This is a genomic window from Curtobacterium sp. MCLR17_043 (genome assembly GCF_003224215.1).
In the GTDB taxonomy this organism is placed as follows: domain Bacteria; phylum Actinomycetota; class Actinomycetes; order Actinomycetales; family Microbacteriaceae; genus Curtobacterium; species Curtobacterium flaccumfaciens.
On sequence record NZ_QKLH01000010.1, the window covers coordinates 55,806 to 78,309 of the forward strand.

The following is a 22,504-nucleotide window of genomic DNA, read 5'->3' on the forward strand; positions in this document are numbered from 1 at the left end:
CGCGCGATGAGCGACACCATCACCGAAGCACCGGCGACCGAAACGCAGTCGCACGGCGTCCTCCTGAGCGACGCCGCTGCCGGCAAGGTGGCGAGCCTGCTCGAGCAGGAGGGCCGCGACGACCTGCGCCTGCGCCTCGCCGTCCAGCCCGGTGGCTGCTCGGGCCTGATCTACCAGCTCTACTTCGACGAGCGCCTGCTCGACGGTGACGTCACCGCCGAGTTCGACGGGGTCGAGGTCGTCGTCGACAAGATGAGCGTCCCGTACCTCGACGGCGCGACGATCGACTTCGAGGACACGATCCAGAAGCAGGGCTTCACGATCGACAACCCGAACGCGCAGGGCAGCTGCGCCTGTGGTGACAGCTTCCACTGATCGCCAGCGATCCGACACGCGAGCGGGGAGCGACCGGAAGGGTCGCTCCCCGCTCGCGTTCGTGTGACCGGACGTGGCGCGCCGGGGCGCGGTGCGACCGGGCGAAATCGTGCCCGCAGACGTGCGGATCGAGGCCAGAACCGTGTCGTGTGTGCGCGAGCGGTACCGAGCTGCGAGTAAGCTAGGAGTGTTCCAATCAAGCTGGGAGCCAGCCATGCGCCGCCTTCGTGCGGCTCGCCGTCGGACTCGACGGGCTGACCTCCGAAGCTCACGTCTTTTGCGAGAGGTAACAGTGCGTTCGAATCGCCGTATACGTTGGGCGGCCGTCCCGGTGGCCGTCGGTCTGGTCATCGCACTGGCTGGCTGCACGCAGCAGCAGATGAACGGATGGCTCCCCGGCACGGAGGAGACGAAGGACGTCACCAACCACACGAGCCGCATCGTCGGCCTGTGGACCACCAGCTGGGTCGTTCTCCTCGCCGTCGGTCTCATCGTGTGGGGCCTCGTCATCTGGGCAGCGATCGTCTACCGCCGCCGGAAGGGCCAGACCGGCCTGCCCGTGCAGATGCGGTACAACATGCCGCTCGAGATCTTCTACACGATCGTGCCGCTGATCCTGGTGCTGGGCTTCTTCGCCTTCACCGCGAAGGACCAGGCCGCGATCGAGAAGCCCTTCGCCGACCCCGACGCCACCGTGCACGTGTACGGCAAGCGCTGGGCGTGGGACTTCAACTACATCAACAAGGACAACCCCGAAGAGAGCGTCTACTACCAGGGCATCCAGGCCCAGGAAGAAGAGAACGCCAACGGGGCGATCGACGAGTCGCAGCTGCCGACCCTCTACCTGCCGAAGGGCAAGAAGGTCGCGATCGAGCTCTCCTCGCGCGACGTCGACCACTCCTTCTGGGTCATCGACTTCCTCTACAAGAAGGACATGCTCCCGGGCAAGACCAACTGGGAGTACTTCATCCCGGAGAAGCTCGGCACGTACCAGGGCAAGTGTGCGGAGCTCTGCGGTGAGTACCACTCGCTGATGCTCTTCCAGGTGAAGGTCGTCACGCCGTCCCAGTACCAGGACTACCTCGACACCCTGAAGGACCAGGGCAAGGTCGGCCTGCTCGGTGACGAGTACAACACCAACTCCAACGAACCGAACAACAAGGCGCCGGTCGAGGCGTCCAGCGAGAACAAGTAGGGGCTCGTCAGATGACAACGTCACTCGTCGGCCAACCGACCCAGACCTCGTCGCCGGACTTCCAGGCGTCGAAGGTGGGTCGGAAGGGCAACATCGTCGTCCGGTGGATCACCTCCACCGACCACAAGACCATCGGGTACATGTACCTGATCGCGTCGTTCATCTTCTTCCTGCTCGCAGGTGTGATGGCGCTCGTGATCCGTGCCCAGCTCTTCGAACCCGGCCTGCACGTGGTCGCGACGAAGGAGCAGTACAACCAGCTGTTCACGATGCACGGCACGATCATGCTGCTGATGTTCGCGACGCCACTGTTCTCCGGCTTCGCGAACGCGATCATGCCGCTCCAGATCGGTGCGCCCGACGTCGCCTTCCCGCGACTCAACGGCTTCGCCTTCTGGCTCTACCTGTTCGGCTCGCTCATCGCGGTCGGCGGCTTCCTCACCCCGCAGGGCGCTGCTTCGTTCGGGTGGTTCGCCTACGCGCCACTGAGTGACACGACGTTCACACCAGGGCTCGGCGGAACACTCTGGGTCTTCGGGCTCGGCATGACCGGCTTCTCGACGATCCTCGGCGCGGTGAACTTCATCACGACGATCATCACGATGCGTGCCCCGGGTCTGACCATGTTCCGCATGTCGATCTTCACGTGGAACACCCTCGTGACGGCGCTCCTCGTCCTGATGGCCTTCCCGGTCCTCGCGACGGCGCTCTTCGGCCTCGGGCTCGACCGCGTGTTCGACGCACAGATCTTCAACCCGGCCAACGGCGGGGCCCTGCTCTGGCAGCACCTGTTCTGGTTCTTCGGGCACCCCGAGGTCTACATCATCGCGCTGCCGTTCTTCGGCATCGTCTCCGAGGTCTTCCCGGTGTTCAGCCGCAAGCCGATCTTCGGGTACAAGACCCTGGTCTACGCGACCATCTCGATCGCGGCCCTCTCGGTCACGGTGTGGGCGCACCACATGTACGTCACCGGCGGAGTCCTGCTCCCGTGGTTCTCGCTCATGACGATGCTCATCGCGGTCCCGACCGGCGTGAAGATCTTCAACTGGGTCGGCACGATGTGGCGCGGTTCGGTCACGTTCGAGACGCCGCTGCTCTGGGCCCTCGGCTTCCTGATCACCTTCACCTTCGGTGGTCTGACCGGTGTCATCCTGGCGTCGCCGCCGCTCGACTTCCACGTGTCCGACTCGTACTTCGTCGTCGCGCACTTCCACTACGTGGTCTTCGGAACCGTCGTCTTCGCGATGTTCTCCGGCTTCTACTTCTGGTGGCCGAAGTGGACCGGCAAGATGCTCAACGAGCGTCTCGGCAAGATCCACTTCTGGCTCCTGTTCATCGGGTTCCACACCACGTTCCTCATCCAGCACTGGCTGGGCGTCATCGGCATGCCGCGTCGCTACGCGACCTACCTGCCGAACGACGGCTTCACCTGGATGAACCAGCTGTCGACGATCGGCTCGATGATCCTCGCGATCTCGTTCCTGCCGTTCATCTTCAACGTCTACGTGACCGCCCGGAACGCACCGAAGGTCGCCGTGAACGACCCGTGGGGCTACGGCCGCTCGCTCGAGTGGGCGACCTCCTGCCCGCCGCCGCGCCACAACTTCACGTCGATCCCGCGTATCCGTTCGGAGTCCCCGGCCTTCGACCTGAACCACCCCGAGGCCGGTGTGCCGATCGGTGTGGGTCCCGCGAAGGACGCCCCCGATGCCCCGACCTACGACGCCGCGAAGGGCGAGGTGAAGTAACGCCATGCGCGCGAACACCAACCTGTTCTGGATCCTCTTCGGGTTCTTCATCCTGGCGGACGCCGCCTACACCACGTGGGCGATGATCTACTACGGCGAGCCCGAGTGGGTGGGCACCGTCGCGATCGGCCTGACCGGACTGATGTCGGCGTTCATCGCCTTCTACCTCGGCAAGGTCATGTCGTCCCAGGGCGGGGTCCTGCCCGAGGACCGTCCCGACGCCAACATCGAGGACGGCGACGCCGAGCTCGGGCACTTCAGCCCGTGGTCCTGGTGGCCCATCCTGCTGGCCGCCGCGGTCGCCGTGTGCTTCCTCGGCGTGGCCGCGGGCCTGTGGATCGTCCCGATCGGGCTCGTCCTCGTGGCGATCACCCTGGTCGGCTGGGTCTACGAGTACTACCGCGGCAACTTCGGGCACTGACCCGGCGCTGCAGCGCACCTGACACTTCGGGCGGCACCAGTACGGTGCCGCCCGAAGTGCGTCCAGGAGACGAACTCCGGTCCCGATCCGGAACAAACGGGCCCGCCCGCGACTTGACTGGAGCGGACCTCCCACCACAGCGAAAGGAGTCACCTCAGGTGACCGACAAGCGCACCCTCATCATCTTCGGCGCGACGGGCGACCTCGCCTCCCGCCTGCTCCTGCCGGGCCTCGGCACGTTCCTGCAGAGCGGCCGTGCCGTCCCCGTGCAGCTGATCGGCACGGGCCGCAGCGAGCGCAGCCCCGAGAAGTGGAAGGACATCGTCACGCAGTCCTTCGCGTCGCAGGACGTCAAGGGGCCGGAGGTCGACGCGACCATCGAGTCGACGCAGTTCATCCAGGGCGACCCCACCGACCCGAAGCACCTCGAGGCGCTCCTGGCCGCGGCCGACTCCGAGCCGATCCTCTACTTCGCGCTCCCGCCGCAGATCGCCTCCGACATCTGTGAGGCGCTCGAGCACGTCGAGCTCCCCGAGGGCACGACCCTCGCCTTCGAGAAGCCCTTCGGCACCGACGTCGCCAGCGCCCAGGCCCTCAACGAGACGGTGCTCAAGCTGGTCCCGGAAGAGCGCGTGCACCGCACCGACCACTTCCTCGGCCGCACCACGGTCCTGAACATCATCGGTCTGCGCTTCGCGAACCGCCTGTTCGAGCCCATCTGGAACGCCGACAACATCGAGAAGGTCGACGTCTTCTACGACGAGACCCTCGGTCTCGAGAACCGCGCCCAGTACTACGACGAGGCCGGCGCGATGGTCGACATGATCCAGTCGCACCTGCTGCAGATCCTCGGCATCGTGACGATGGACGCCCCGGCGGACATCGACGCGGTCGAGTTCCGCTCGTCCCTGGCCCGGGTGCTCCGTTCGACCCAGCTCAAGGGCGGCGACCCGAAGATCGCGTCGCGTCGCGCCGTCTACACGGCCGGCACGATCGACGGCAAGGAGCTGCCGTCGTACCAGGACGAGGACGGCGTCGACAAGTCGCGGAGCACCGAGACGCTCGCCGAGATCTCGGTCGAGGTCGACACGGCCCGCTGGAAGGGCGTTCCGTTCACGCTGCGCTCCGGCAAGGCACTCGGCAACAGCCGGAAAGAGGTGCTGATCACCTTCAAGCCGGTCACCCGCCTGCCCTCCGGCCTGAGCGGTCGCCCGAAGGCGGACACGCTCCGCATCGTCCTGAACCCGGACGAGATCGAGCTGACCGTTTCGGCCAACGGCGGTGGCAACCCGTTCGAGATGGGCCAGGTCACCCTGTCATCGTCGTTCAGCGACGGCGAGCTCACCCCGTACGGCGAGGTCCTGAACGGCATCTTCCACGACGACCCGCTGCTCTCCATCCGCGGTGACGTGGCCGAGCGCTGCTGGGAGATCGTGGAGCCGGTCGTTGCCGCCTGGAAGGCCGACGAGGTCCCGCTCGAGGAGTACCGCGCCGGTTCGCGCGGCCCGGCGGACTGGGAGTCGTCGTCCTGACGGACGCGCTGCTGACGTCCTGAACGGACGCCCTGACGGACGGGAGGCCCGGTGCCAGCTGGCACCGGGCCTCCCGTCCGTCGTGGGGTCGCGTGCAGAGCATCGCAAGACGCCGTCGTGTCATCGAGACGCCGCCAGATCCGGCGGCGTCTCGACGGCTTGGCGGCGTCGCGCGAAGACGACGGCGTCTTCAGGGGGCAGAGCGGGACGTCAGGCGGGGGAGCCGGCGCGCTCACCCTCGCCCGTCCACGACCGGGTGCCGCCGTCGTGGACGGGCAACCGCGTGCGGTGCCCGACGGTCGCGCCACGGGCGCGCTCGATGGCGTCCGCTGCCGACACGAGCGTCAGGTGCGACAGCACCTGCGGGGTGTTGCCGATGTGGTGTCCGGTGGCGACGTCGATCTCCTCGGAGAGCATGCCGACGTCGTTCCCGTACCCGACGAGCACGTCCATCAGGCGCTCGGCGTCCTCGACCCGGCCCGAGGCGGCGTACTGCTCCACCAGCCAGAACGAGCACGCCAGGAACGGGTGCTCGGCGCCGGACAGCCCGTCGAAGCCGGCCGTCGTGCGGTAGCGGAGCACGAGACCGTCGTCGCCGACGCGCAGGTCCTCCTCGATGGCGCGCACGGTGCCCGTCATCCGGGGGTCGTCGGCGCGGCAGAACCCGACCTGCGGCAGGACGAGCAGGCTCGCGTCGACCTCGTCGGTGTCGTAGTGCTGGCGGAACGAACCGCGCTCGGCGTTCCAGCCGTGCTCCTCGATCTCGGCGCGGACGGTGTCGCGCAGGGTACGCCAGCGGTCGACGGGGCCCTCGAGGCCGAACTCCTCGACCGCGGCGACCCCGCGGTCGAACGCGGCCCAGATCATCACCCGCGAGTGCGTGAAGCTGCGCCGCGGGCCGCGCATCTCCCAGATGCCGTTGTCCGGTTCCTGCCAGTGCTCCTCGACGTAGCCGAGCAGTGCCCGCTGCAGCGCCCAGGAGTCGGCGTTCTCCTCGACCCCGAGCTCGCGGGCGTCGTGCAGTGCCGCGAGCACCTCGCCGAAGACGTCGCCCTGGTACTGCGTCGAGGCTCCGTTGCCGACCCGCACGGGCGTCGACCCGAGGTACCCGGGCAGCTCGGGCAGCTCCCGTTCGGGCAGCTCGCGTTCGCCGGCGATGCCGTACATGATCTGGACGTCGGCGGGGTCGCCGGCGATCGCGCGCAGCAGCCAGCCGCGCCAGTGCGTGGCCTCGTCGCGGTAGCCGTGGGCGATGAGCGACGCGAGCGCGAGGGAGGCGTCGCGAAGCCACACGTAGCGGTAGTCCCAGTTGCGTTCGCCGCCGGGGTCCTCCGGCAGGCCCGTGGTCGCGGCGGCGACGACGCCACCGGTCTCGCCGTGGGTCATCGCGCGGAGGAACACCAGCGACCGTCGAGCGGCGACGGCGTACCGACCGGTGGTCTGCGCGGGGGCGGTCCACGCCGTCCACCACTGCACCGTGTGGGCGAGGGCCGCGTCGACGTCGAGCGGCTCCGGCGGCTCGCGGTGCGACGGGTACCAGGTGAGCACCGTGTCGAGCACGTCGCCGTCGTGGATCGTCGTGACGGCGGTGTGCCGGTGGTCGTCGGCGCGGAACTGCGGTCCCCGCACGATCACCGAGCCAGGGCCCGCCGTCGCGAGCAGCGCCGGTTCGTCGTCGTCCCCGATCTGCCGGATCCACGGCAGGGCCCGTGCGTAGTCGAACCGGATCCGGAGCGTCTGCCGGAGTTCGACGGTGCCGCGGAGCCCGCGCACCCGGCGGACGATCGAGGGGCGGTGCGCGCCGACGGGCATGAACTCGGTGACCTCGACCACACCGTCACGGGTGGTCCACACGGTCGAGAGCACCAGGGTGTCGCCGTGGTACCGCCACTGGGCCGTGGCCTCGTCGTCGACGGGTCGCAGGGTCCAGTGGCCGTGGTCCTCGGTGCCGAGCAGCGAGGCGAAGGTGGACGAGCTGTCGAAGCGCGGCAGGCACGCCCAGTCGATCGTCCCGTCTCGGCCGACCAGGGCAGCGGTGCCGGTGTCGCCGATGAGGGCGTGGTCCTCGATGCGGTTCGGCGGTGTGTGCGGTGTGTGCGGTGTGTGCGGTGTGACTGGGTGCGGCGCGGCTGGGTGTGGTGCGGCTTCGGGCGGTGCGGCCGGCTCGGTGCTCATGGACCGATCGAACACCCGGTGCCCGAGCGCCGCGGTCGGCCACGGGTGCTCCGGGCCGAGAACGTGATGAAGGGTCGCTCAGGCCGGGTCGGAGGCGTCGGACTCGATGATGCCGACCCGCGCGAGCTCGCTCCACAGGCCGGCGCCGTCCGGTGCGTACACCCAGGGCGCCGACGAGTCACGGGAGCGCTCCTGCGCCCGCGACCGCCCACCGGCCAGGACCGCTTCGCTCGTGGACAGCTGCCGGATGGCGACGCCCGCGACGTTGTCCGGGTGTTCCCGCGAGAAGTCGCCGTAGAGGCTCTCGTCGTGCTGTCCGTCGTCGCCGACCAGGAGCCAGCGGATGTCCGGGAAGTCCTTGGCGAGCCGCCGCAGGTTCTCCTGCTTGTGCAGCTGGCCGCTGCGGAAGAACCGGTCGTGGGTGGGACCCCAGTCGGTGAGCAGGAGCGTGCCGGACGGGTACATGTTGCGGGACAGGAAGCGCTGCAGCGTCGGGGCCACGTTCCACGCCCCGGTCGACAGGTAGACCGTCGGGGAGCCGGGGTGCTGCGCGAGGATCCGCTCGTACAGCACGGACATGCCCGGCACCGGGCGGCGGGCGTGCTCGGTCAGGACGAACGAGTTCCAGGCGGCGAGCATGGGGCGGGGGAGCGAGGTCACCATCACGGTGTCGTCGATGTCGGACAGCAGCCCGAAGCGGGTGTCCGGGTGCACGACGAACACGTCGGCCTCGACGTCGCGCCCGCCGCCCGCCGACAGCCGCACCGTGCGCCAGCCGGGCTCGAGGTCGATCGGGACGATGGTGTCGACGACGCCGCCACGGTCGGTCTGCACCACGTGGGAGACGCCGCCGGCGGTGACGGTGACCTCGGCGTGGTCGACGGCGACGCTCGTGAAGCTCTTCCAGCCGCGGACTCCGGCGTAGGAGACGTCTGAGGCGAGACCCCGGCGCGTCAGTAGCACACGGCAGAGGATGCGCACCCAGCCGGGCGCGCCGTAGCCGGTGTACGGGACCACCGTCGGGACGAGTCCGCGACGGCGTGCACGGTGCTCGCGGAACTCCTGGACGGCGTCCTCGATGCGGGCCGCGCGGTGCAGGAGCGGCTCGGCCAACGACGGCTCGTGGGGCGTCGGGTCGGGCATGGCGTCATCCTCCCACGGGCGGCTGACGAAACCCGCGCGCTGCACAGAACTGGTGCGTCGCAAGTGGTGAGTCGCAGCCACGTTCCAGGTGCGTTCTGCGAAAGTTGTCCCCGTCACACCAACCAACCGCGCTGGAGCGCAAGAGGAGAACACGTGCTCGTCACCGAGGTAACGAACGCTCTGCCGGGGGGATCATCACTGCTCAGGAACGAGCCGGTCCAAGCCCGCAGTTCGGCGCGCCTCGCCGGCCTCCTCGACGCCGCAGCCGCGGTGATCGACGAGATCGGGTTCGAACGGCTCACGACCGCCATGGTCGCCGAGCGCGCGGGGGCGTCGATCGGCACCGTCTACCGGTACTTCCCGGACCGCATCGCCGTGGTCGAGGCACTCGCGATCCGCTGCACCCAGCGGCTCGCCGCCCGCTTCGTCGAGGCGCTCGACGCCAGCGGCGCCGAGACCTGGCAGGACGCCAACGACGCGCTCATCGACATGACCGCCGAGATGTACCGCACCGAGCCCGGCTTCCGGGCCATCCGCTTCGGCGACCCGGCGGACACCGGAACGGGCGACGCGGAGGACCGCATGGGTGCGCTCGGCGCGGCCGTCGGCCAGATCATGCGCGACCGCTTCGGCCTGCCGGACGACGAGCGCATCACCCGCGCCTGGGTCGTCCTCGCCGAGTCCGGTCACGCGGTGCTGGCACGGGCACACCGCGACCGCGAGCACCCCGACACGGAGCTGATCGAGGAGTACCGCCGGATGAACCGTGCGCACCTGGAATCGGTGATCGCCGCTTCCTGACCGTCCCGTCGAACCGGCGCGACACGCCGGAGACCGAACCGACCCGCCCGCGCCTCCGAACACCGAGGCGCGGGCGTCGTCGTCCCCGCCGATCCCGTGGTGCCCGTCGGCATCCCCACCGACCTGTGCACCGCCGCGGGTCCGTCACGGATCGTCACAGCGAACCGATGTCGGCACCCCCGGGTACTCTCATCCGGAGTCGGGCTACCTCCGAACAGAAGGGCACCCCATGATCGAGTTCCGCTCGGTGCGCAAGACCTACCCGGACGGCACGACTGCGGTCGAGCACTTCGATCTGGTCATCCCGTCCCGGACCACCACCGTCTTCGTCGGATCCAGCGGCTGTGGCAAGACCACGCTGCTCCGCATGATCAACCGCATGGTCGACCCCACTTCCGGAACCGTCGAGATCGACGGCTCGGACGTCGCCGGGATCAACCCCGTCGAGCTCCGTCGCCACATCGGCTACGTCATGCAGAACTCCGGGCTGCTGCCGCACCGCAAGGTCGTCGACAACATCGCGACCGTCCCGCTGCTGACCGGCGTCTCCAAGGCCGACGCCCGCAAGCGCGCCCTCGAGCTCATGGACACCGTCGGACTCGACCGTGCCTTCGCCGACCGCTACCCGTCACAGCTCTCCGGCGGCCAGCAGCAGCGCGTCGGTGTGGCCCGCGGGCTGGCCGTCGACCCGAACATCCTGCTCATGGACGAGCCGTTCGGTGCGGTGGACCCGCTGGTGCGCAACGACCTGCAGGACGAGCTCATCCGCCTGCAGCGCGAACTCGGCAAGACCGTCGTGTTCGTGACGCACGACATCGACGAGGCGTTCAAGCTCGGCGACCAGGTCGTCATCCTCAAGAAGGGCGGCGAGATCGCCCAGCAGGGGACGCCGGCCGAGATCCTCGCCGCACCCGCCGACGACTTCGTCGCCACGTTCATCGGCGCCGGCCGCGGGCGCCGCGCGCTCCGCGTCGAGCAGACCCCGACCGGTCCGATCGTCGTCGACGGTGAAGGCCGCGCAGCCGGCGTGCTGACGGGCCCCGTCGGGGTCGTCGACGCCGCCGAGGCCGTTCCGCAGTCCGACTCCCGAGCAGCAGAGGCCGGAGCGTCCCACGACGCACCGGGTGCCCCGGCGCAGGGTGGGGGCACCCGGTGAAGTGGGTGCTGGCGAACCTCGACACGATCTGGGACAACACGGTCTCCCACCTCGCGATCGCGATCCCGCCGATCATCGTCGCGTTCCTGCTGTCGATCCCGATCGGGTGGCTGGTGGTCCGGCTGCAGCGCCCCGGTGGGTCGCGCTTCGCATCGGGTGTGGGCAGCAGCATCGTGACCCTCGCCGGTTTGCTCTACGCAATCCCGTCGCTCGCCCTGTTCGTGGCGCTGCCGAGCATCATCGGCACCGGCCTGCAGAGCCCGATCAACGTCGTCATCGGTCTGACGCTGTACGGCCTCGCGCTGATGGTCCGGTCCACGGTCGACGGGCTGACCTCGGTCGACTCCGAGACCAAGTCCGCGTCGACCGCCATGGGCTACTCGCCAGCGCAGCGGTTCTTCCGTGTTGAGCTCCCGCTCGCCGGTCCGGTCCTGCTGGCCGGCCTCCGGGTGGTCTCCGTCTCCACGATCTCGCTGACCACGGTCGGCGCGGTCCTCGGCATCCCGAGTCTCGGCCTGCTGTTCACCGACGGCCTGGGGCGCGGGATCTACGAGGAGATCCTCTCCGGCATCGTGATGGTGCTCGTGCTCGCCTTCGCCCTCGACGGCCTCCTCGTGCTGCTCGGGCGCCTGGTCATGCCGTGGACCCGGACGAACTCGGTGTCACGCCGACAGGCTCGCCGAGTCCTGCAAGCAGCGGAGGTCTCCTCGTGATCATCGGTCAGGCCTTCGCGTGGGTGTTCGACCCCACGAACTACGGCGGGTACAACGGCATCCCCACGCGCCTCTGGGAGCACGTCTGGATCACCCTGCTCGCGGTGCTCATCGCCGCGGTCATCGCCGTGCCGGTCGGGTACGCGATCGGCCACACCCGCCGTGCTCGTGGCTTCTCGATCGCGGTGTCCGGCGGGGTGCGGGCGCTCCCGACGCTCGGCGTGCTCTCGCTGTTCGGGCTGCTGCTCGGCATCGGGCTGCAGGCTCCCTTGCTCGCCCTCGTCATCCTGGCGATCCCGTCGGTGCTCGCCGGTGCGTACTCCGGCATCGAGTCCGTCGACCCGGGGGTCGTCGACGCCGCGAAGGCCCAGGGCATGACCGGCTGGCAGATCCTGTGGAAGGTCGAGATCCCGCTCGGGCTCCCGCTGCTGATCGGTGGCATCCGCGCCGCGGTGCTGCAGGTCGTCGCGACGGCCACGCTCGCCGCGTACGTCGGGGCCGGTGGCCTCGGCGGGTACTTCTTCCTCGGCCTGAAGACCCAGGACTACGCCGAGATGCTCGGCGCCTCCATCCTCGTGATCGCCCTCGCGATCGCGTTCGAGATCGTGTTCGCCGTGCTGCAGCGGGCGGCGGTGCCGAAGGGTACCGCGGACCCGTCGGCCCGACAGCGTCAGGGGTCGCGTGAGCGAGCCCGCAATCCACTCCCGGAAGGAAATCCCTCGTGATCACAGCACCCAAGATCCGCGCCGGTGTCGCCGCCGCGATGGCGGTCGGCGTCGTCGCCGCCCTCGCCGGCTGCGCGTCGAGCGACCCGCTCGACAGCGGCTCCAGCGACTCGTCCGACTCGAAGACGATCGTCGTCGGTTCGCAGCAGTACTACTCGAACGAGATCATCGCCGAGCTGTACGCCCAGGTCCTCGAGAAGGACGGCTTCGACGTGAAGCGCAACTTCAACATCGGGCAGCGTGAGGTCTACATCCCGCAGCTCGAGAAGGGCGCCATCGACGTCATGCCCGAGTACAGCGGCAACCTGCTGCAGTACTTCGACAAGGACTCGGACGCGAAGACCGCCGACCAGATCGACGACGGCCTCGACACGGCCCTGCCGAAGGGCCTCCGGGTCCTCGACGAAGCCGACGCGACCGACCAGGACAGCTACACCGTCACGAAGAAGTTCTCCGAGGACAACGACGTCACGAGCCTGGCCGACCTGAAGAACGTCGACGAGAAGCTCACCGTGGGTGCCAACTCCGAGAACCAGACGCGGCCGTACGGCCCGAAGGGGCTCAAGTCGGTCTACGGCGTCGACGTCGACTTCAAGGCGATCGAGGACGGCGGCGGGGCCCTGACCGTCAAGGCGCTCAAGGACGACACCGTCCAGCTGGCCGACATCTACACGGCCGACCCGAGCATCAAGGCGAACGGCTTCGTCACGCTGAAGGACCCGGAGAACCTGATCCTGCCGCAGAACGTCGTGCCGGTCGTCTCGAAGAAGGTCAACGAGAAGGCTGCGGACGCGATCGACTCGGTCAACGAGAAGCTCACGACCGAGGCCCTGATCGAGCTCAACACCAAGAGCACGGCCGACAAGGAGAAGGCGTCCACCATCGCCGAGGACTGGCTCAAGGCTGAGGGTCTGCTGTAACCACAGCCCTCCGAACAAAGCGACAGGCGTCGGGTATCTACCCGGCGCCTGTCGTCGTTCGTGGAGCAGGCAGCGCGAACATCCGTGCCGCACGGTTGTGCCGTGCAGGGGCCGTGCACGTTTGTGCACGGAGTCGTTCTACAACTTGTCGAAGTGTGATGCCGCGCGATAGCGTTGGGGTGTCCCAAGGGCTGTGACACCTGATGTATCCGTTCCACAGGAAGCAACTGACGTGCACGAACAGCGCGCGGCCACCCGTCTCGGAATCGCCGCATGAACGACCTCCTCGATCCGCTCCTCCTGTCGCGGTGGCAGTTCGGTCTGACGACCATCTACCACTTCCTCTTCGTCCCGCTGACGATCGGCATGGCAGCCGTCGTGGCCGTGTTCCAGACCGCCTGGTACCGGACCGGCCGCGCGCACTACCTGCAGCTGACGCGGTTCTTCGGGCGGATCTTCCTGATCAACTTCGCGATGGGTGTCGTGACGGGCATCGTGCAGGAGTTCCAGTTCGGCATGAACTGGTCGAACTACTCGCGCTTCGTCGGTGACGTCTTCGGCGCACCGCTCGCGCTCGAGGGCATCCTGGCGTTCTTCTTCGAAGCGGCCTTCATCGGCATCTGGATCTTCGGCTGGGACCGCCTGCCCAAGGGCCTGCACCTGGCGAGCATCTGGTGCGTGAGCGCCGGCACGATCATGTCGGCGTACTTCATCATCGCCGCGAACGCGTTCATGCAGCACCCGGTCGGCTTCGCGATGAACGAGGCCAAGGGCCGTGCGGAGCTCACCGACATCTGGGCGGTGCTCGGCAACAAGGTCGCCCTGGCCGCGTTCCCGCACACGCTCTTCGCCTGCTTCATGGTCGCCGCGGCGGTCATCATCTCGGTCGCGGCCTACCACCTGGCCCGCAACCAGAACCTCGAGACGATGCTGCCGGCGCTGAAGTTCGGCATGTGGACCATGCTCGCGGCAGGCGCGCTGACCGTCCTGACCGGCGACCAGCTCGGCCTGACGATGGTCGACACGCAGCCGATGAAGATGGCGGCGGCGGAGGCGCTGTACAACACCGCGACCGGCAAGGACGCCTCGTTCTCGATCTTCACGCTCGGCACGCCCGACGGCGTGCACGAGCTGTTCTCGATCCGGGTGCCGTACCTGCTGTCGTTCCTGTCGACGCACACGTTCAACGGCACGGTCGAGGGCATCAACGACCTGCAGGCGCAGTACACGCAGGTGTACGGCCCCGGCGACTACAAGCCGATCATCTGGGTCACCTACTGGTCGTTCCGCTGGATGATCGCCCTCGGTGTCGGCGCGGTCATGGTCTCGCTGGTCGGGCTGTGGCTGACCCGCAAGGGCCGGTTCCCGACGCAGCGCTGGGTGTGGCGCATCGCCACCTGGACGGTGCCGCTGCCGATGGCCGCGATGATCGTCGGCTGGGTCTTCACCGAGATGGGCCGCCAGCCGTGGCTCGTGTTCGGGCTGCTCCAGACGAAGGACGGTGTGTCGCCGAACGTGACCGGACTCGAGGTCCTCATCTCGCTGCTGGTCTTCACCCTGATCTACGGCTCGCTGGCCGTCGTCGAGTTCAAGCTCATCAAGAAGGTCGCGCAAGAGGGGCCCGCCGACCCGGACGAGGTCGACGAGGAGACCGGCGAGGTCAAGCACGAAGTGACGGTCTACTAGAAATGGACGCTGCCTGATGGATCTCCCCGTTCTCTGGTTCGCGATCGTCGGCGTCTTCTTCGTCGGCTACTTCGTCCTCGACGGATTCGACTTCGGTGTCGGCATGTCCCTGCCGTTCCTCGGCAAGGACGACACCGACCGTCGGGTCCTGATCAACACCATCGGCCCGGTCTGGGACCTCAACGAGACCTGGGTCATCGTCGCCGGGGCGTGCCTGTTCGCGGCGTTCCCGGAGTGGTACGCCACGATGTTCTCCGGCTTCTACCTGGCGCTGCTGCTCATCCTCGCTGCACTCATCCTGCGAGGGGTGTCGTTCGAGTACCGGCACCAGAACAAGCACCTCGAGTGGAAGCGCCGCTTCGACCTGATGATCATCGTCGGCAGTGCCGTGCCGTCGTTCCTGTGGGGCGTCGCGTTCGGCAACGTCGTCCGTGGCATCCCGATGGACGCCGGGCACAACTACACCGGCACGATCTTCGACCTGCTCAACCCGTTCGCGCTGCTGACCGGTGCCGCGACGCTGCTGGTGTTCTTCACCCACGGGGTCGTCTTCGTCGCGCTGAAGACCGAGGGCGACATCCGCGTCCGCGCCAAGCGCCTGGCGACCCGGGCCGGCATCGTCACGATCGTCGTCGGCGCCGCGTTCCTGGTGTCGATGGCCTTCGTCCGGGCCACCCCGGCCTCGCTGGTGCTCTCCGTGGTCGCCGCCCTGGCCCTGGTGCTCGCCGTGCTCTGCAACGCCTGGGGCAAGGAGGGGCGCGCCTTCACGCTGATGGCGGTCACCATCGCTGCGATCGTGCTCGCGATGTTCACGGCGATCTTCCCCGACGTGATGCCGGCCTCGAACGACGTCGCGAACAGCCTGAACGTGTACAACGCCTCGTCCGGGTCGTACACGCTGACCGTGATGAGCTGGGTCGCGCTGATCTTCGTGCCCCTGGTCTTCGCGTACCAGGCCTGGACCTACTGGGTGTTCCGCAAGCGCGTCTCCCGCGCCCACGTCACCGCGGCCGCGCACTAGGCGGACGACGATGAAGCCCCTCGACCCCCGACTCCTGCGGTTGTCCCGGACGGCGCGCGGCTTCATCGTCGCCGCCGCCGGCACCGGTGTCCTCCGCACGCTCGCGACCATCGCGATCGCGTGGGGGATCGCTGCGGCCGTCACCCTCGGGGTCGACGCCGCCGGCGACGGCAGGGTGCCGGCGGCGTTCGGGCAGGCGCTCGCGCTGCTCGGCGCGGCGTTCGTCCTGCGTGCGGTGGCCGCGTGGGCGACCGACGACCTGGCGGCACGCGCTGCGGCGAAGGTGAAGAGCGAGATGCGCACGACGGTGCTCGCCCGTGCCGCCGAGCGCGGTCCGTCGTGGCTCGCCGGCCGGTCGAGCGCCGGCTTCGCCACCACGCTCGGTCCCGGGCTCGACGCACTCGACGCCTACTTCGGCCGGTACCTGCCGCAGCTCGCGCTGACCGCGATCGCGACGCCGATGCTCCTGGTCGCGATCGGCCTGGGCGACCTGACCAGCGGGCTGATCATCCTGTTCGCCCTGCCGGTGATCCCGGTCTTCATGATCCTGATCGGCCTGGCCACGCAGTCGCTGCAGCGGAAGCAGTCGGACGCCCTCGCGAAGCTGGGTGGCGCCTTCACCGAGGCCGTCGAGGGGCTCGCCACGCTCAAGGTGTTCGGCCGTGCGCGCCGCCAGGTCGGTCGCATCGGGGCGGTCACCGACCAGTACCGCCGTGGCACGATCGGCGTGCTCCGGCTGTCGTTCGTGAGCGGCTTCGCGCTCGAGCTCGCGGCGAGTCTGTCCGTCGCACTGGTCGCCGTCTCGATCGGCATCCGCCTGGTGGACGGCTCGCTCGGCCTCGGGGCCGCGATGTTCGTGCTCGTGCTGGCACCGGAGGCCTTCGCCCCGATCCGCCAAGTCGGCGCCGACTTCCACGCCGCCCAGGACGGCGTCGAGGCCTCGGCCGCGGTGCTCGACGTGCTGGCCGACGACGAGACCGCATCACCGTCCGCGACCGGCAGCAGCGGGACCGACACGGACACCGCAGCACTCGCCGCCGCGGTGGACGTCCGGGGGCTCGACGTCCGCGGGCTCACCGTCCGCCGACCCGACGTCGTGATCGGGCCGTTCGACCTGCACGCCGAGCCCGGCACCGTCGTCGTGCTGGCCGGCCCGAGCGGTTCCGGCAAGTCGAGCATCATCGCCGCACTCCGCGGCGTCCTGCCGCACGACGGTGCCGTCACCGTGCCCGGCCCGGCCGGCGCGTCCGTCGCCGAGCGCACCACGTGGGCCGACCAGCGCCCGCGTCTCGTCCGCGGGACGATCGCCGAGAACGTCGCGCTCAGCGCGACCCCCGACGACGCCGACGTGCGCACCGCCCTGGGCGACGCGGGGCTGGGACTCGACCCGGGCCTCCCGGTCGGCGCCGGTGGCAGCGGCCTGTCCGGCGGCCAGGCACAGCGTGTCGCCGTCGCACGCGCGCTGTACCGCGCGCGCCGCGCCGCCACGCCCCTCGTGCTGCTCGACGAGCCGACGTCCGCGCTGGACGCCGAGTCCGAGGAACGCGTCATCGCGGCAGCCCGAGGCCTGGCGGCCGACGGCGCCGTCGTCGTGGTCGCCAGCCACCGACCCGCGGTCGTCGCCGCGGCCGACGTCCGCGTGGACGTCGGCGTCGGCGGGTCCGTGACGGTCCGCAGGGGGGTGCGCGCATGAGCCGGGAGGCCCGTGGCGGCTCCGTCCTGCGGCTCGCGATGCCGCACGGGTCGGGTTGGGCGAAGGCGGTCGCCGCCGGGTCACTCAGCGCGGTCTGCGCCGTCGCGCTCCTCGCCGCGAGCGGCTACCTGATCACCCGTGCCGCCGAGCACCCGCCGATCCTGTACCTGACGCTCGTGATGGTCGGCGTACGTGCGTTCGCGCTGGGGCGTGCGGTGCTGCGGTACGTCGACCGGCTCGCCGGGCACGACGCGTCCTTCCGGCAACTGGCCGTGGTGCGGACGGAGATGTACCGGCGGCTGGCGTCGATCGCTCCCGCCGGACTCGGCCGGACCGGACGCGGCGACCTCATGACGCGCCTGGTGACCGACACCGACCGGCTGCAGGACCTGCCGATCCGCGTCGTCGGGCCGCTCGTCTCCGCCGGGGTCGTCGCGGTGCTGTCGGTCGTCGCCGTGGCGCTCGTGTCGGTGCCGGCGGCGCTCGTGCTCGTCCTCGCGCTGGCGGTCGCGGCCCTGGTCGGCACGATCGTCACCCGGGCGATCGCCGAGCGCTCGGACCGCGAGACCGCTGCCGACCGGGGTCGCGTCGCGGACCTGGTGCTCGACACCGTCCGGACGCTCGACGTCTTCGCCGCCTACGGCACCCTGGACGAGCGGCTCGCACACATCGCCCGGCTCGACGCCCGCGTCACCCGGGCCGTCCGACGCCGCGGCACGGTCGAGTCGCTCGTCGGTGCGATCGTCGGCCTGGTCGGTGGCGGTGCGGTGATCGGGATCCTCGCCGTCGGTGCCCCCGCCGTGGTGTCCGGAGCGCTCGACGGTCCGCTCTGGGCACTGACGGTGTTCGTGCCGCTGGCGCTCTTCGAGGTCGTCGGGACCGTCCCGCTCGCCGTCCTGACGCTCCGCCGGGTGCGTGCCGCGGCCGAACGGGTCGAGCAGGTCGTGCCCGCCGAGGTGCCCGTCGGCATCGTCCCCGAGCCCGAAGAGGACGCCGACCCGGCGTCGCTCGTGGTCGAGGGGCCGGTCACGCTCGCCGTGCAGGACCTGACCGTCCGCTGGCCGGGAGCGGCCGAGCCGGCGGTCGACGGGGTCTCGTTCACGCTCGCCCCCGGCGATGTCGTCGTCCTCCAGGGGCCGAGCGGTGCCGGCAAGTCGACCCTGGTCGACGCGCTCGTCCGGTTCGTGGAGCACGAGGGCTCCTACACGCTCGACGGCGTCGAGGCGAAGGCGATGCACCCCGACGCGGTGCGGGCCCGGGTCGGCCTGATCGAACAGGACCCGTTCGTGTTCGACCAGTCGGTGCGGCAGAACCTGCTCTTCGCCCGCGAGACCGCGACCGACGAGGAACTGCTCGCCGTGCTCGACCGCGTCGGCCTGGGGGACTGGGTCGTCCGACGGGGCGGGCTGGACGCCTCGGTCGGGGAACGCGGCGTGCTCGTGTCCGGCGGCCAGGCGCACCGGCTCGCGCTCGCCCGCGCACTGCTGCACGCGTTCCCGGTGCTGGTGCTCGACGAACCGACCGCCGACGTCGACCCGGACCTCGGTGACAGCGTGCTGCGTGACCTCGTCACCACGGCCCGCGCAGCGGGTCGGACGGTCGTCATCGTGTCGCACGTCCCGGTGGCGCCGGACCTGGTCGACCGCACCCTGCGGATGCGGGACGGGCGCCTGTTCGCCGGGTGAGCCGACAGGCGGACGCGGGACGGGCCTCCCGGCTTGTATCGTTGACGACCGTGACCACCGAGCAGCACGCCGAGGACCCGAACGCCTACGACTTCCGTCGTATCCAGGAGAAGTGGCAGCCCCGCTGGGAAGAGCTCGGGCTCTTCACCACCGACCTCGACGACACCCGTCCGCGCAAGTACATCCTCGAGATGTTCCCGTACCCGTCCGGCGACCTGCACATGGGGCACGCCGAGAACTGGGCGCTCGGGGACTTCGTCGCGCGCTACTGGCGTCAGCAGGGCTTCAACGTGCTGCACCCGATCGGCTGGGACTCGTTCGGGCTGCCCGCCGAGAACGCGGCGATCAAGCGCGGGGTGGACCCGAAGGACTGGACCTACGCGAACATCGAGCAGCAGAAGGCGTCCTTCAAGCGCTACGCGCCGTCGTTCGACTGGACCACCGAGATCCACACCTCGGACCCCGAGTACTACAAGTGGAACCAGTGGCTGTTCCTGAAGATGTACGAGAAGGGCCTGGCGTACCGCAAGGACAGCTGGGTCAACTGGGACCCGGTGGACCAGACCGTGCTCGCGAACGAGCAGGTCCTCGCCGACGGCACCTCGGACCGCTCCGGCGCCGTCGTCGTGAAGAAGAAGCTCACGCAGTGGTACTTCAAGATCACCGAGTACGCCGACCGGCTGCTCGACGACCTGAACCAGCTCGAGGGACGGTGGCCGGCGAAGGTCATCGCGCAGCAGCGCAACTGGATCGGCCGCTCGGTCGGTGCCGACGTCGACTTCGTGATCGAGGGCCGCGACGAGCCCGTCACGGTCTTCACCACCCGCCCGGACACGATCCACGGGGCGACGTTCCTGGTCGTCGCGCCGGACTCCGACCTGGCGGCTGAGCTCGTCGCCGACCCGTCGGTGCCGTCCTCCGTCCGTGACGATTTCGACGCCTACCTGACGGCAACGCAGAAGACGTCCGAGATCGACCGGCAGAACGCCGACCGCCCGAAGACCGGCGTGCCGCTCGGCCGGTCGGCGATCCACCCCCTCACCGGGGAGCGCCTGCCCATCTGGGCCGCCGACTACGTGCTCGCCGACTACGGCCACGGCGCCGTGATGGCCGTGCCCGCGCACGACCAGCGCGACCTCGACTTCGCGCGGGCGTTCGAACTGCCCGTCAAGGTGGTCGTCGACACGAACGCCGCCGTCACCGGCGCGATCCCGGTCATCCCCGAGGGCGCGACGCTCGACGACTTCGACGTGCCGACCCTCGACCCGGTCGCCACCGGCGAAGCGCTGACCGGTCAGGGCCGGATGATCAACTCCGGGCCGCTCGACGGCATGTCGAAGCAGCACGCCATCACCGCTGCCATCGCGCTGCTCGAGGAGCGCGGCACCGGCCGTGCCGCCAAGACCTACCGCCTGCGCGACTGGCTCATCTCGCGCCAGCGCTTCTGGGGCACCCCGATCCCGATCATCCACGGCGCCGACGGCACCGAGCACCCGGTGCCCGAGGACCAGCTGCCGATCGTGCTGCCCGACACCGAGGGGCTCGACCTCAAGCCCAAGGGCACGTCCCCGCTCGGTGGCGCGACCGACTGGGTGAACGTCCCGAACCCCGTCGACGGCACGCCCGCGCTCCGCGACACCGACACGATGGACACCTTCGTCGACTCGTCGTGGTACTTCCTGCGGTTCCTGTCGGCGAACGACGACACCCAGGCGTTCGACCCGGCAGCCGCGCGCCGCTGGGCTCCGGTCGACCAGTACATCGGCGGCATCGAGCACGCGATCCTGCACCTGCTCTACGCCCGCTTCGTCACGAAGGTCCTGTTCGACCTCGGGTACCTCGACTTCACCGAGCCGTTCTCGGCACTGCTCAACCAGGGCATGGTGCTGTCCGGTGGCTCGAAGATGTCGAAGTCGAAGGGCGGCGTCTCGCTCGGTGACGAGCTCGACGCGAACGGCGTCGACGCCATCCGCCTGGTGATGGGCTTCGCGGGCCCGCCGGAGGACGACATCAACTGGGAGGACGTCTCCCCGTCCGCCTCCGCACGGTTCCTGGCGCGGGCGTACCGCCTGGCGCTCGACGTCACGTCCGCACGCGACGTCGTGTGGGCCGACGGCGACCGGGCTCTCCGCCAGGTCACGCACCGGTTCCTCGCGGACGCCCCCGGGATGATGGAGTCGTTCAAGTTCAACGTCGTGATCGCGCGACTGATGGACCTGGTCAACGTCACCCGCAAGGCGATCGACAGCGGCCCCGGTGCCGGTGACCCCGCCGTGCGCGAGGCCGTCGAGACCATCGCGCTCGGGCTGAGCGTCTTCGCGCCGTACACCGGCGAGGAGATGTGGGAGCGGCTGGGCTACGAGGCCACCGTCGCCACGTACGGCTGGCGGAAGGCCGACCCGACGCTGCTCGTGCAGGAGACCCTGACCGCCGTCGTACAGGTCAACGGCAAGGTGCGTGACTCGTTCGAGGTGTCGAAGTCGATCGAGGCGGACGACCTCGAGCAGCTCGCACGGTCGTCGGCGAACGTGCAGCGGTACATCGGTGACCGGGAGATCGTGAAGGTGATCGTCCGGGCGCCGAAGCTCGTGAACATCGCCATCAAGGGGTAGCGACCGTCGCTGGCGTCGTCCCTCACAGCAGGGGCGTTCGCGGCACCTGTCCACGGGTGTGACCTCCGGAGCCCGGCCGATCGGCCGGGCTCCGTAGCGTTCGGGGCATGTCGTCCCCGTCGTCGCCCGGACCCTGGTGGTCCCGTCTCGCGTTGTCACCGCGGGCCGCCGTGGTGCTGGCGGCGGTCGTGGTGGTGGTCGCCGTCCTCGTGGTGCTCGTCGGGGCGCTGGTGTCGGGTGGTGGCGAGGGTGGCGGAGGAACGGGCGGGGTCGTCGTGCGTGGGGCGCCGACGGCCGGTGCGGCGTCGGGCGGCCCGTCGCCGTCGGCTGGTGCGTCTGCCGGTGCTGCTCCGTCCGCTCCTGATGCCGGGCGCGTCGTGGTGCACGTGCTCGGGGCGGTGCGGCGGAGCGGCGTGGTCGAGTTGCCGGCATCGAGCCGGGTCGGTGACGCGCTCGAACGTGCTGGCGGGGCCACCGATGACGCCGACCTCGACCGGCTGAACCTGGCGCGGGTGCTGACGGACGGCGAGCGGTTGTACGTGCCGCGGGTCGGGCAACAGGAGGTGCCGGAGGCGCTCGGGCCGGTGGCGGACGGTGCTGCCGCCGGGCCGACTGCCGGGGCCGGGGCCGGGGCCGGGAGCGGCGGTGGCGCGGCGGGCACCGGGGGCGAGGAGTCCGCCGTCGTCGACCTGAACACCGCCGACCAGGCCGTGCTCGAGACCCTGCCCGGCATCGGACCGGGGCTGGCCGGGCGGATCATCGCCTGGCGTGACGAGCACGGCCGGTTCACCACGGTCGAGGACCTGCTCGACGTCAGCGGCATCGGCGACGTGCGGTTCGCCGAGCTCCGCGATCGTGTGCGGGTCTGAGGGGCGACGGTGCAGCTCGCGCCGAGTGCGATCG

Annotated in this window: 18 protein-coding genes; 16 read left to right on the forward strand and 2 right to left on the reverse strand. The window is 69.7% G+C overall.

The window, feature by feature from the left end:
• Positions 1 to 6 precede the first annotated feature (6 nt).
• From DEJ03_RS11060 to DEJ03_RS11080, 5 genes are all read left to right on the forward strand, one after another.
• Positions 7 to 375: an iron-sulfur cluster assembly accessory protein gene (locus DEJ03_RS11060; RefSeq protein WP_035808216.1), complete on the forward strand. Its 369-nt coding sequence runs from the start codon at positions 7 to 9 to the stop codon at positions 373 to 375.
• 292 nt (positions 376 to 667) lie between these two features.
• Positions 668 to 1,570, forward strand: a complete 903-nt coding sequence (gene coxB, locus DEJ03_RS11065) for a cytochrome c oxidase subunit II (protein WP_110864631.1) — start codon at positions 668 to 670, stop codon at positions 1,568 to 1,570.
• A gap of 11 nt (positions 1,571 to 1,581) precedes the next feature.
• On the forward strand, positions 1,582 to 3,318 hold the full coding sequence (gene ctaD / locus DEJ03_RS11070) for a cytochrome c oxidase subunit I (protein ID WP_027465266.1): 1,737 nt from the start codon (positions 1,582 to 1,584) through the stop codon (positions 3,316 to 3,318).
• A gap of 4 nt (positions 3,319 to 3,322) precedes the next feature.
• Positions 3,323 to 3,739, forward strand: a complete 417-nt coding sequence (locus DEJ03_RS11075; RefSeq protein ID WP_027465267.1) for a cytochrome c oxidase subunit 4 — start codon at positions 3,323 to 3,325, stop codon at positions 3,737 to 3,739.
• Between the two features lie 158 nt (positions 3,740 to 3,897).
• Positions 3,898 to 5,271, forward strand: a complete 1,374-nt coding sequence (locus DEJ03_RS11080) for a glucose-6-phosphate dehydrogenase (protein ID WP_071405720.1) — start codon at positions 3,898 to 3,900, stop codon at positions 5,269 to 5,271.
• Positions 5,272 to 5,481: 210 nt separating this feature from the next.
• Here the strand turns inward: DEJ03_RS11080 and DEJ03_RS11085 are convergent, their stop codons facing one another.
• Positions 5,482 to 7,446 (reverse strand): glycoside hydrolase family 15 protein, encoded by a 1,965-nt coding sequence (locus DEJ03_RS11085; RefSeq protein WP_258370755.1) that lies wholly within the window; start codon positions 7,444 to 7,446, stop codon positions 5,482 to 5,484.
• Positions 7,447 to 7,524: 78 nt separating this feature from the next.
• Positions 7,525 to 8,589 (reverse strand): App1 family protein, encoded by a 1,065-nt coding sequence (locus DEJ03_RS11090; protein WP_110864632.1) that lies wholly within the window; start codon positions 8,587 to 8,589, stop codon positions 7,525 to 7,527.
• Positions 8,590 to 8,742: 153 nt separating this feature from the next.
• On the opposite strand from DEJ03_RS11090, the gene DEJ03_RS11095 reads away from it, so the two are divergent.
• From DEJ03_RS11095 to DEJ03_RS11145, 11 genes are all read left to right on the forward strand, one after another.
• Positions 8,743 to 9,390, forward strand: a complete 648-nt coding sequence (locus tag DEJ03_RS11095; protein ID WP_110864633.1) for a TetR/AcrR family transcriptional regulator — start codon at positions 8,743 to 8,745, stop codon at positions 9,388 to 9,390.
• 229 nt (positions 9,391 to 9,619) lie between these two features.
• Complete coding sequence (locus tag DEJ03_RS11100; RefSeq protein ID WP_027465271.1) at positions 9,620 to 10,546, forward strand: ABC transporter ATP-binding protein; 927 nt, start codon at positions 9,620 to 9,622, stop codon at positions 10,544 to 10,546.
• Entirely contained in the window at positions 10,543 to 11,259 is a 717-nt protein-coding gene (locus tag DEJ03_RS11105; protein ID WP_110864634.1) for an ABC transporter permease, read from the forward strand. The genes DEJ03_RS11100 and DEJ03_RS11105 overlap by 4 nt, the downstream gene beginning before the upstream one ends.
• The gene (locus tag DEJ03_RS11110) at positions 11,256 to 11,984 is read left to right on the forward strand and encodes an ABC transporter permease (RefSeq protein ID WP_071405717.1); all 729 of its coding nucleotides are present in this window, start codon (positions 11,256 to 11,258) and stop codon (positions 11,982 to 11,984) included. Before DEJ03_RS11105 ends, DEJ03_RS11110 begins: the two co-directional genes overlap by 4 nt.
• Complete coding sequence (locus DEJ03_RS11115) at positions 11,981 to 12,904, forward strand: ABC transporter substrate-binding protein (protein WP_110864635.1); 924 nt, start codon at positions 11,981 to 11,983, stop codon at positions 12,902 to 12,904. The genes DEJ03_RS11110 and DEJ03_RS11115 overlap by 4 nt, the downstream gene beginning before the upstream one ends.
• Positions 12,905 to 13,177: 273 nt before the next feature.
• A complete protein-coding gene (locus tag DEJ03_RS11120; protein ID WP_071405716.1) occupies positions 13,178 to 14,590 on the forward strand; it encodes a cytochrome ubiquinol oxidase subunit I in 1,413 nt (470 codons plus the stop codon).
• A 16-nt stretch (positions 14,591 to 14,606) separates the two neighbouring features.
• Positions 14,607 to 15,611: a cytochrome d ubiquinol oxidase subunit II gene (gene cydB / locus DEJ03_RS11125; RefSeq protein ID WP_110864636.1), complete on the forward strand. Its 1,005-nt coding sequence runs from the start codon at positions 14,607 to 14,609 to the stop codon at positions 15,609 to 15,611.
• 10 nt (positions 15,612 to 15,621) lie between these two features.
• Positions 15,622 to 17,304 carry a thiol reductant ABC exporter subunit CydD gene (gene cydD / locus DEJ03_RS11130; protein ID WP_110864637.1) on the forward strand — a complete coding sequence of 561 codons (1,683 nt, stop codon included), beginning with the start codon at positions 15,622 to 15,624 and terminating at the stop codon, positions 17,302 to 17,304.
• Positions 17,301 to 18,989 carry a thiol reductant ABC exporter subunit CydC gene (gene cydC / locus DEJ03_RS11135; protein ID WP_110864638.1) on the forward strand — a complete coding sequence of 563 codons (1,689 nt, stop codon included), beginning with the start codon at positions 17,301 to 17,303 and terminating at the stop codon, positions 18,987 to 18,989. The genes cydD and cydC overlap by 4 nt, the downstream gene beginning before the upstream one ends.
• A 50-nt stretch (positions 18,990 to 19,039) precedes the next feature.
• Positions 19,040 to 21,601: a leucine--tRNA ligase gene (leuS, locus tag DEJ03_RS11140; RefSeq protein ID WP_110864639.1), complete on the forward strand. Its 2,562-nt coding sequence runs from the start codon at positions 19,040 to 19,042 to the stop codon at positions 21,599 to 21,601.
• 107 nt (positions 21,602 to 21,708) lie between these two features.
• Positions 21,709 to 22,470, forward strand: a complete 762-nt coding sequence (locus DEJ03_RS11145; RefSeq protein ID WP_110864640.1) for a ComEA family DNA-binding protein — start codon at positions 21,709 to 21,711, stop codon at positions 22,468 to 22,470.
• The last annotated feature ends 34 nt before the right edge of the window (positions 22,471 to 22,504 follow it).

Excerpts from the sequence above, each read along its gene's own strand:
- DEJ03_RS11060 (WP_035808216.1), top strand. The coding sequence starts at position 7 with ATGAGCGACACCATCACCGAAGCACCGGCGACCGAAACGCAGTCGCAC.
- ctaD (WP_027465266.1), top strand. The coding sequence starts at position 1,582 with ATGACAACGTCACTCGTCGGCCAACCGACCCAGACCTCGTCGCCGGAC.
- DEJ03_RS11075 (WP_027465267.1), top strand. The coding sequence starts at position 3,323 with ATGCGCGCGAACACCAACCTGTTCTGGATCCTCTTCGGGTTCTTCATC.
- DEJ03_RS11085 (WP_258370755.1), bottom strand. The coding sequence starts at position 7,446 with ATGAGCACCGAGCCGGCCGCACCGCCCGAAGCCGCACCACACCCAGCC.
- DEJ03_RS11090 (WP_110864632.1), bottom strand. The coding sequence starts at position 8,589 with ATGCCCGACCCGACGCCCCACGAGCCGTCGTTGGCCGAGCCGCTCCTG.
- DEJ03_RS11100 (WP_027465271.1), top strand. The coding sequence starts at position 9,620 with ATGATCGAGTTCCGCTCGGTGCGCAAGACCTACCCGGACGGCACGACT.
- DEJ03_RS11120 (WP_071405716.1), top strand. The coding sequence starts at position 13,178 with ATGAACGACCTCCTCGATCCGCTCCTCCTGTCGCGGTGGCAGTTCGGT.
- cydB (WP_110864636.1), top strand. The coding sequence starts at position 14,607 with ATGGATCTCCCCGTTCTCTGGTTCGCGATCGTCGGCGTCTTCTTCGTC.
- cydD (WP_110864637.1), top strand. The coding sequence starts at position 15,622 with ATGAAGCCCCTCGACCCCCGACTCCTGCGGTTGTCCCGGACGGCGCGC.
- cydC (WP_110864638.1), top strand. The coding sequence starts at position 17,301 with ATGAGCCGGGAGGCCCGTGGCGGCTCCGTCCTGCGGCTCGCGATGCCG.
- DEJ03_RS11145 (WP_110864640.1), top strand. The coding sequence starts at position 21,709 with ATGTCGTCCCCGTCGTCGCCCGGACCCTGGTGGTCCCGTCTCGCGTTG.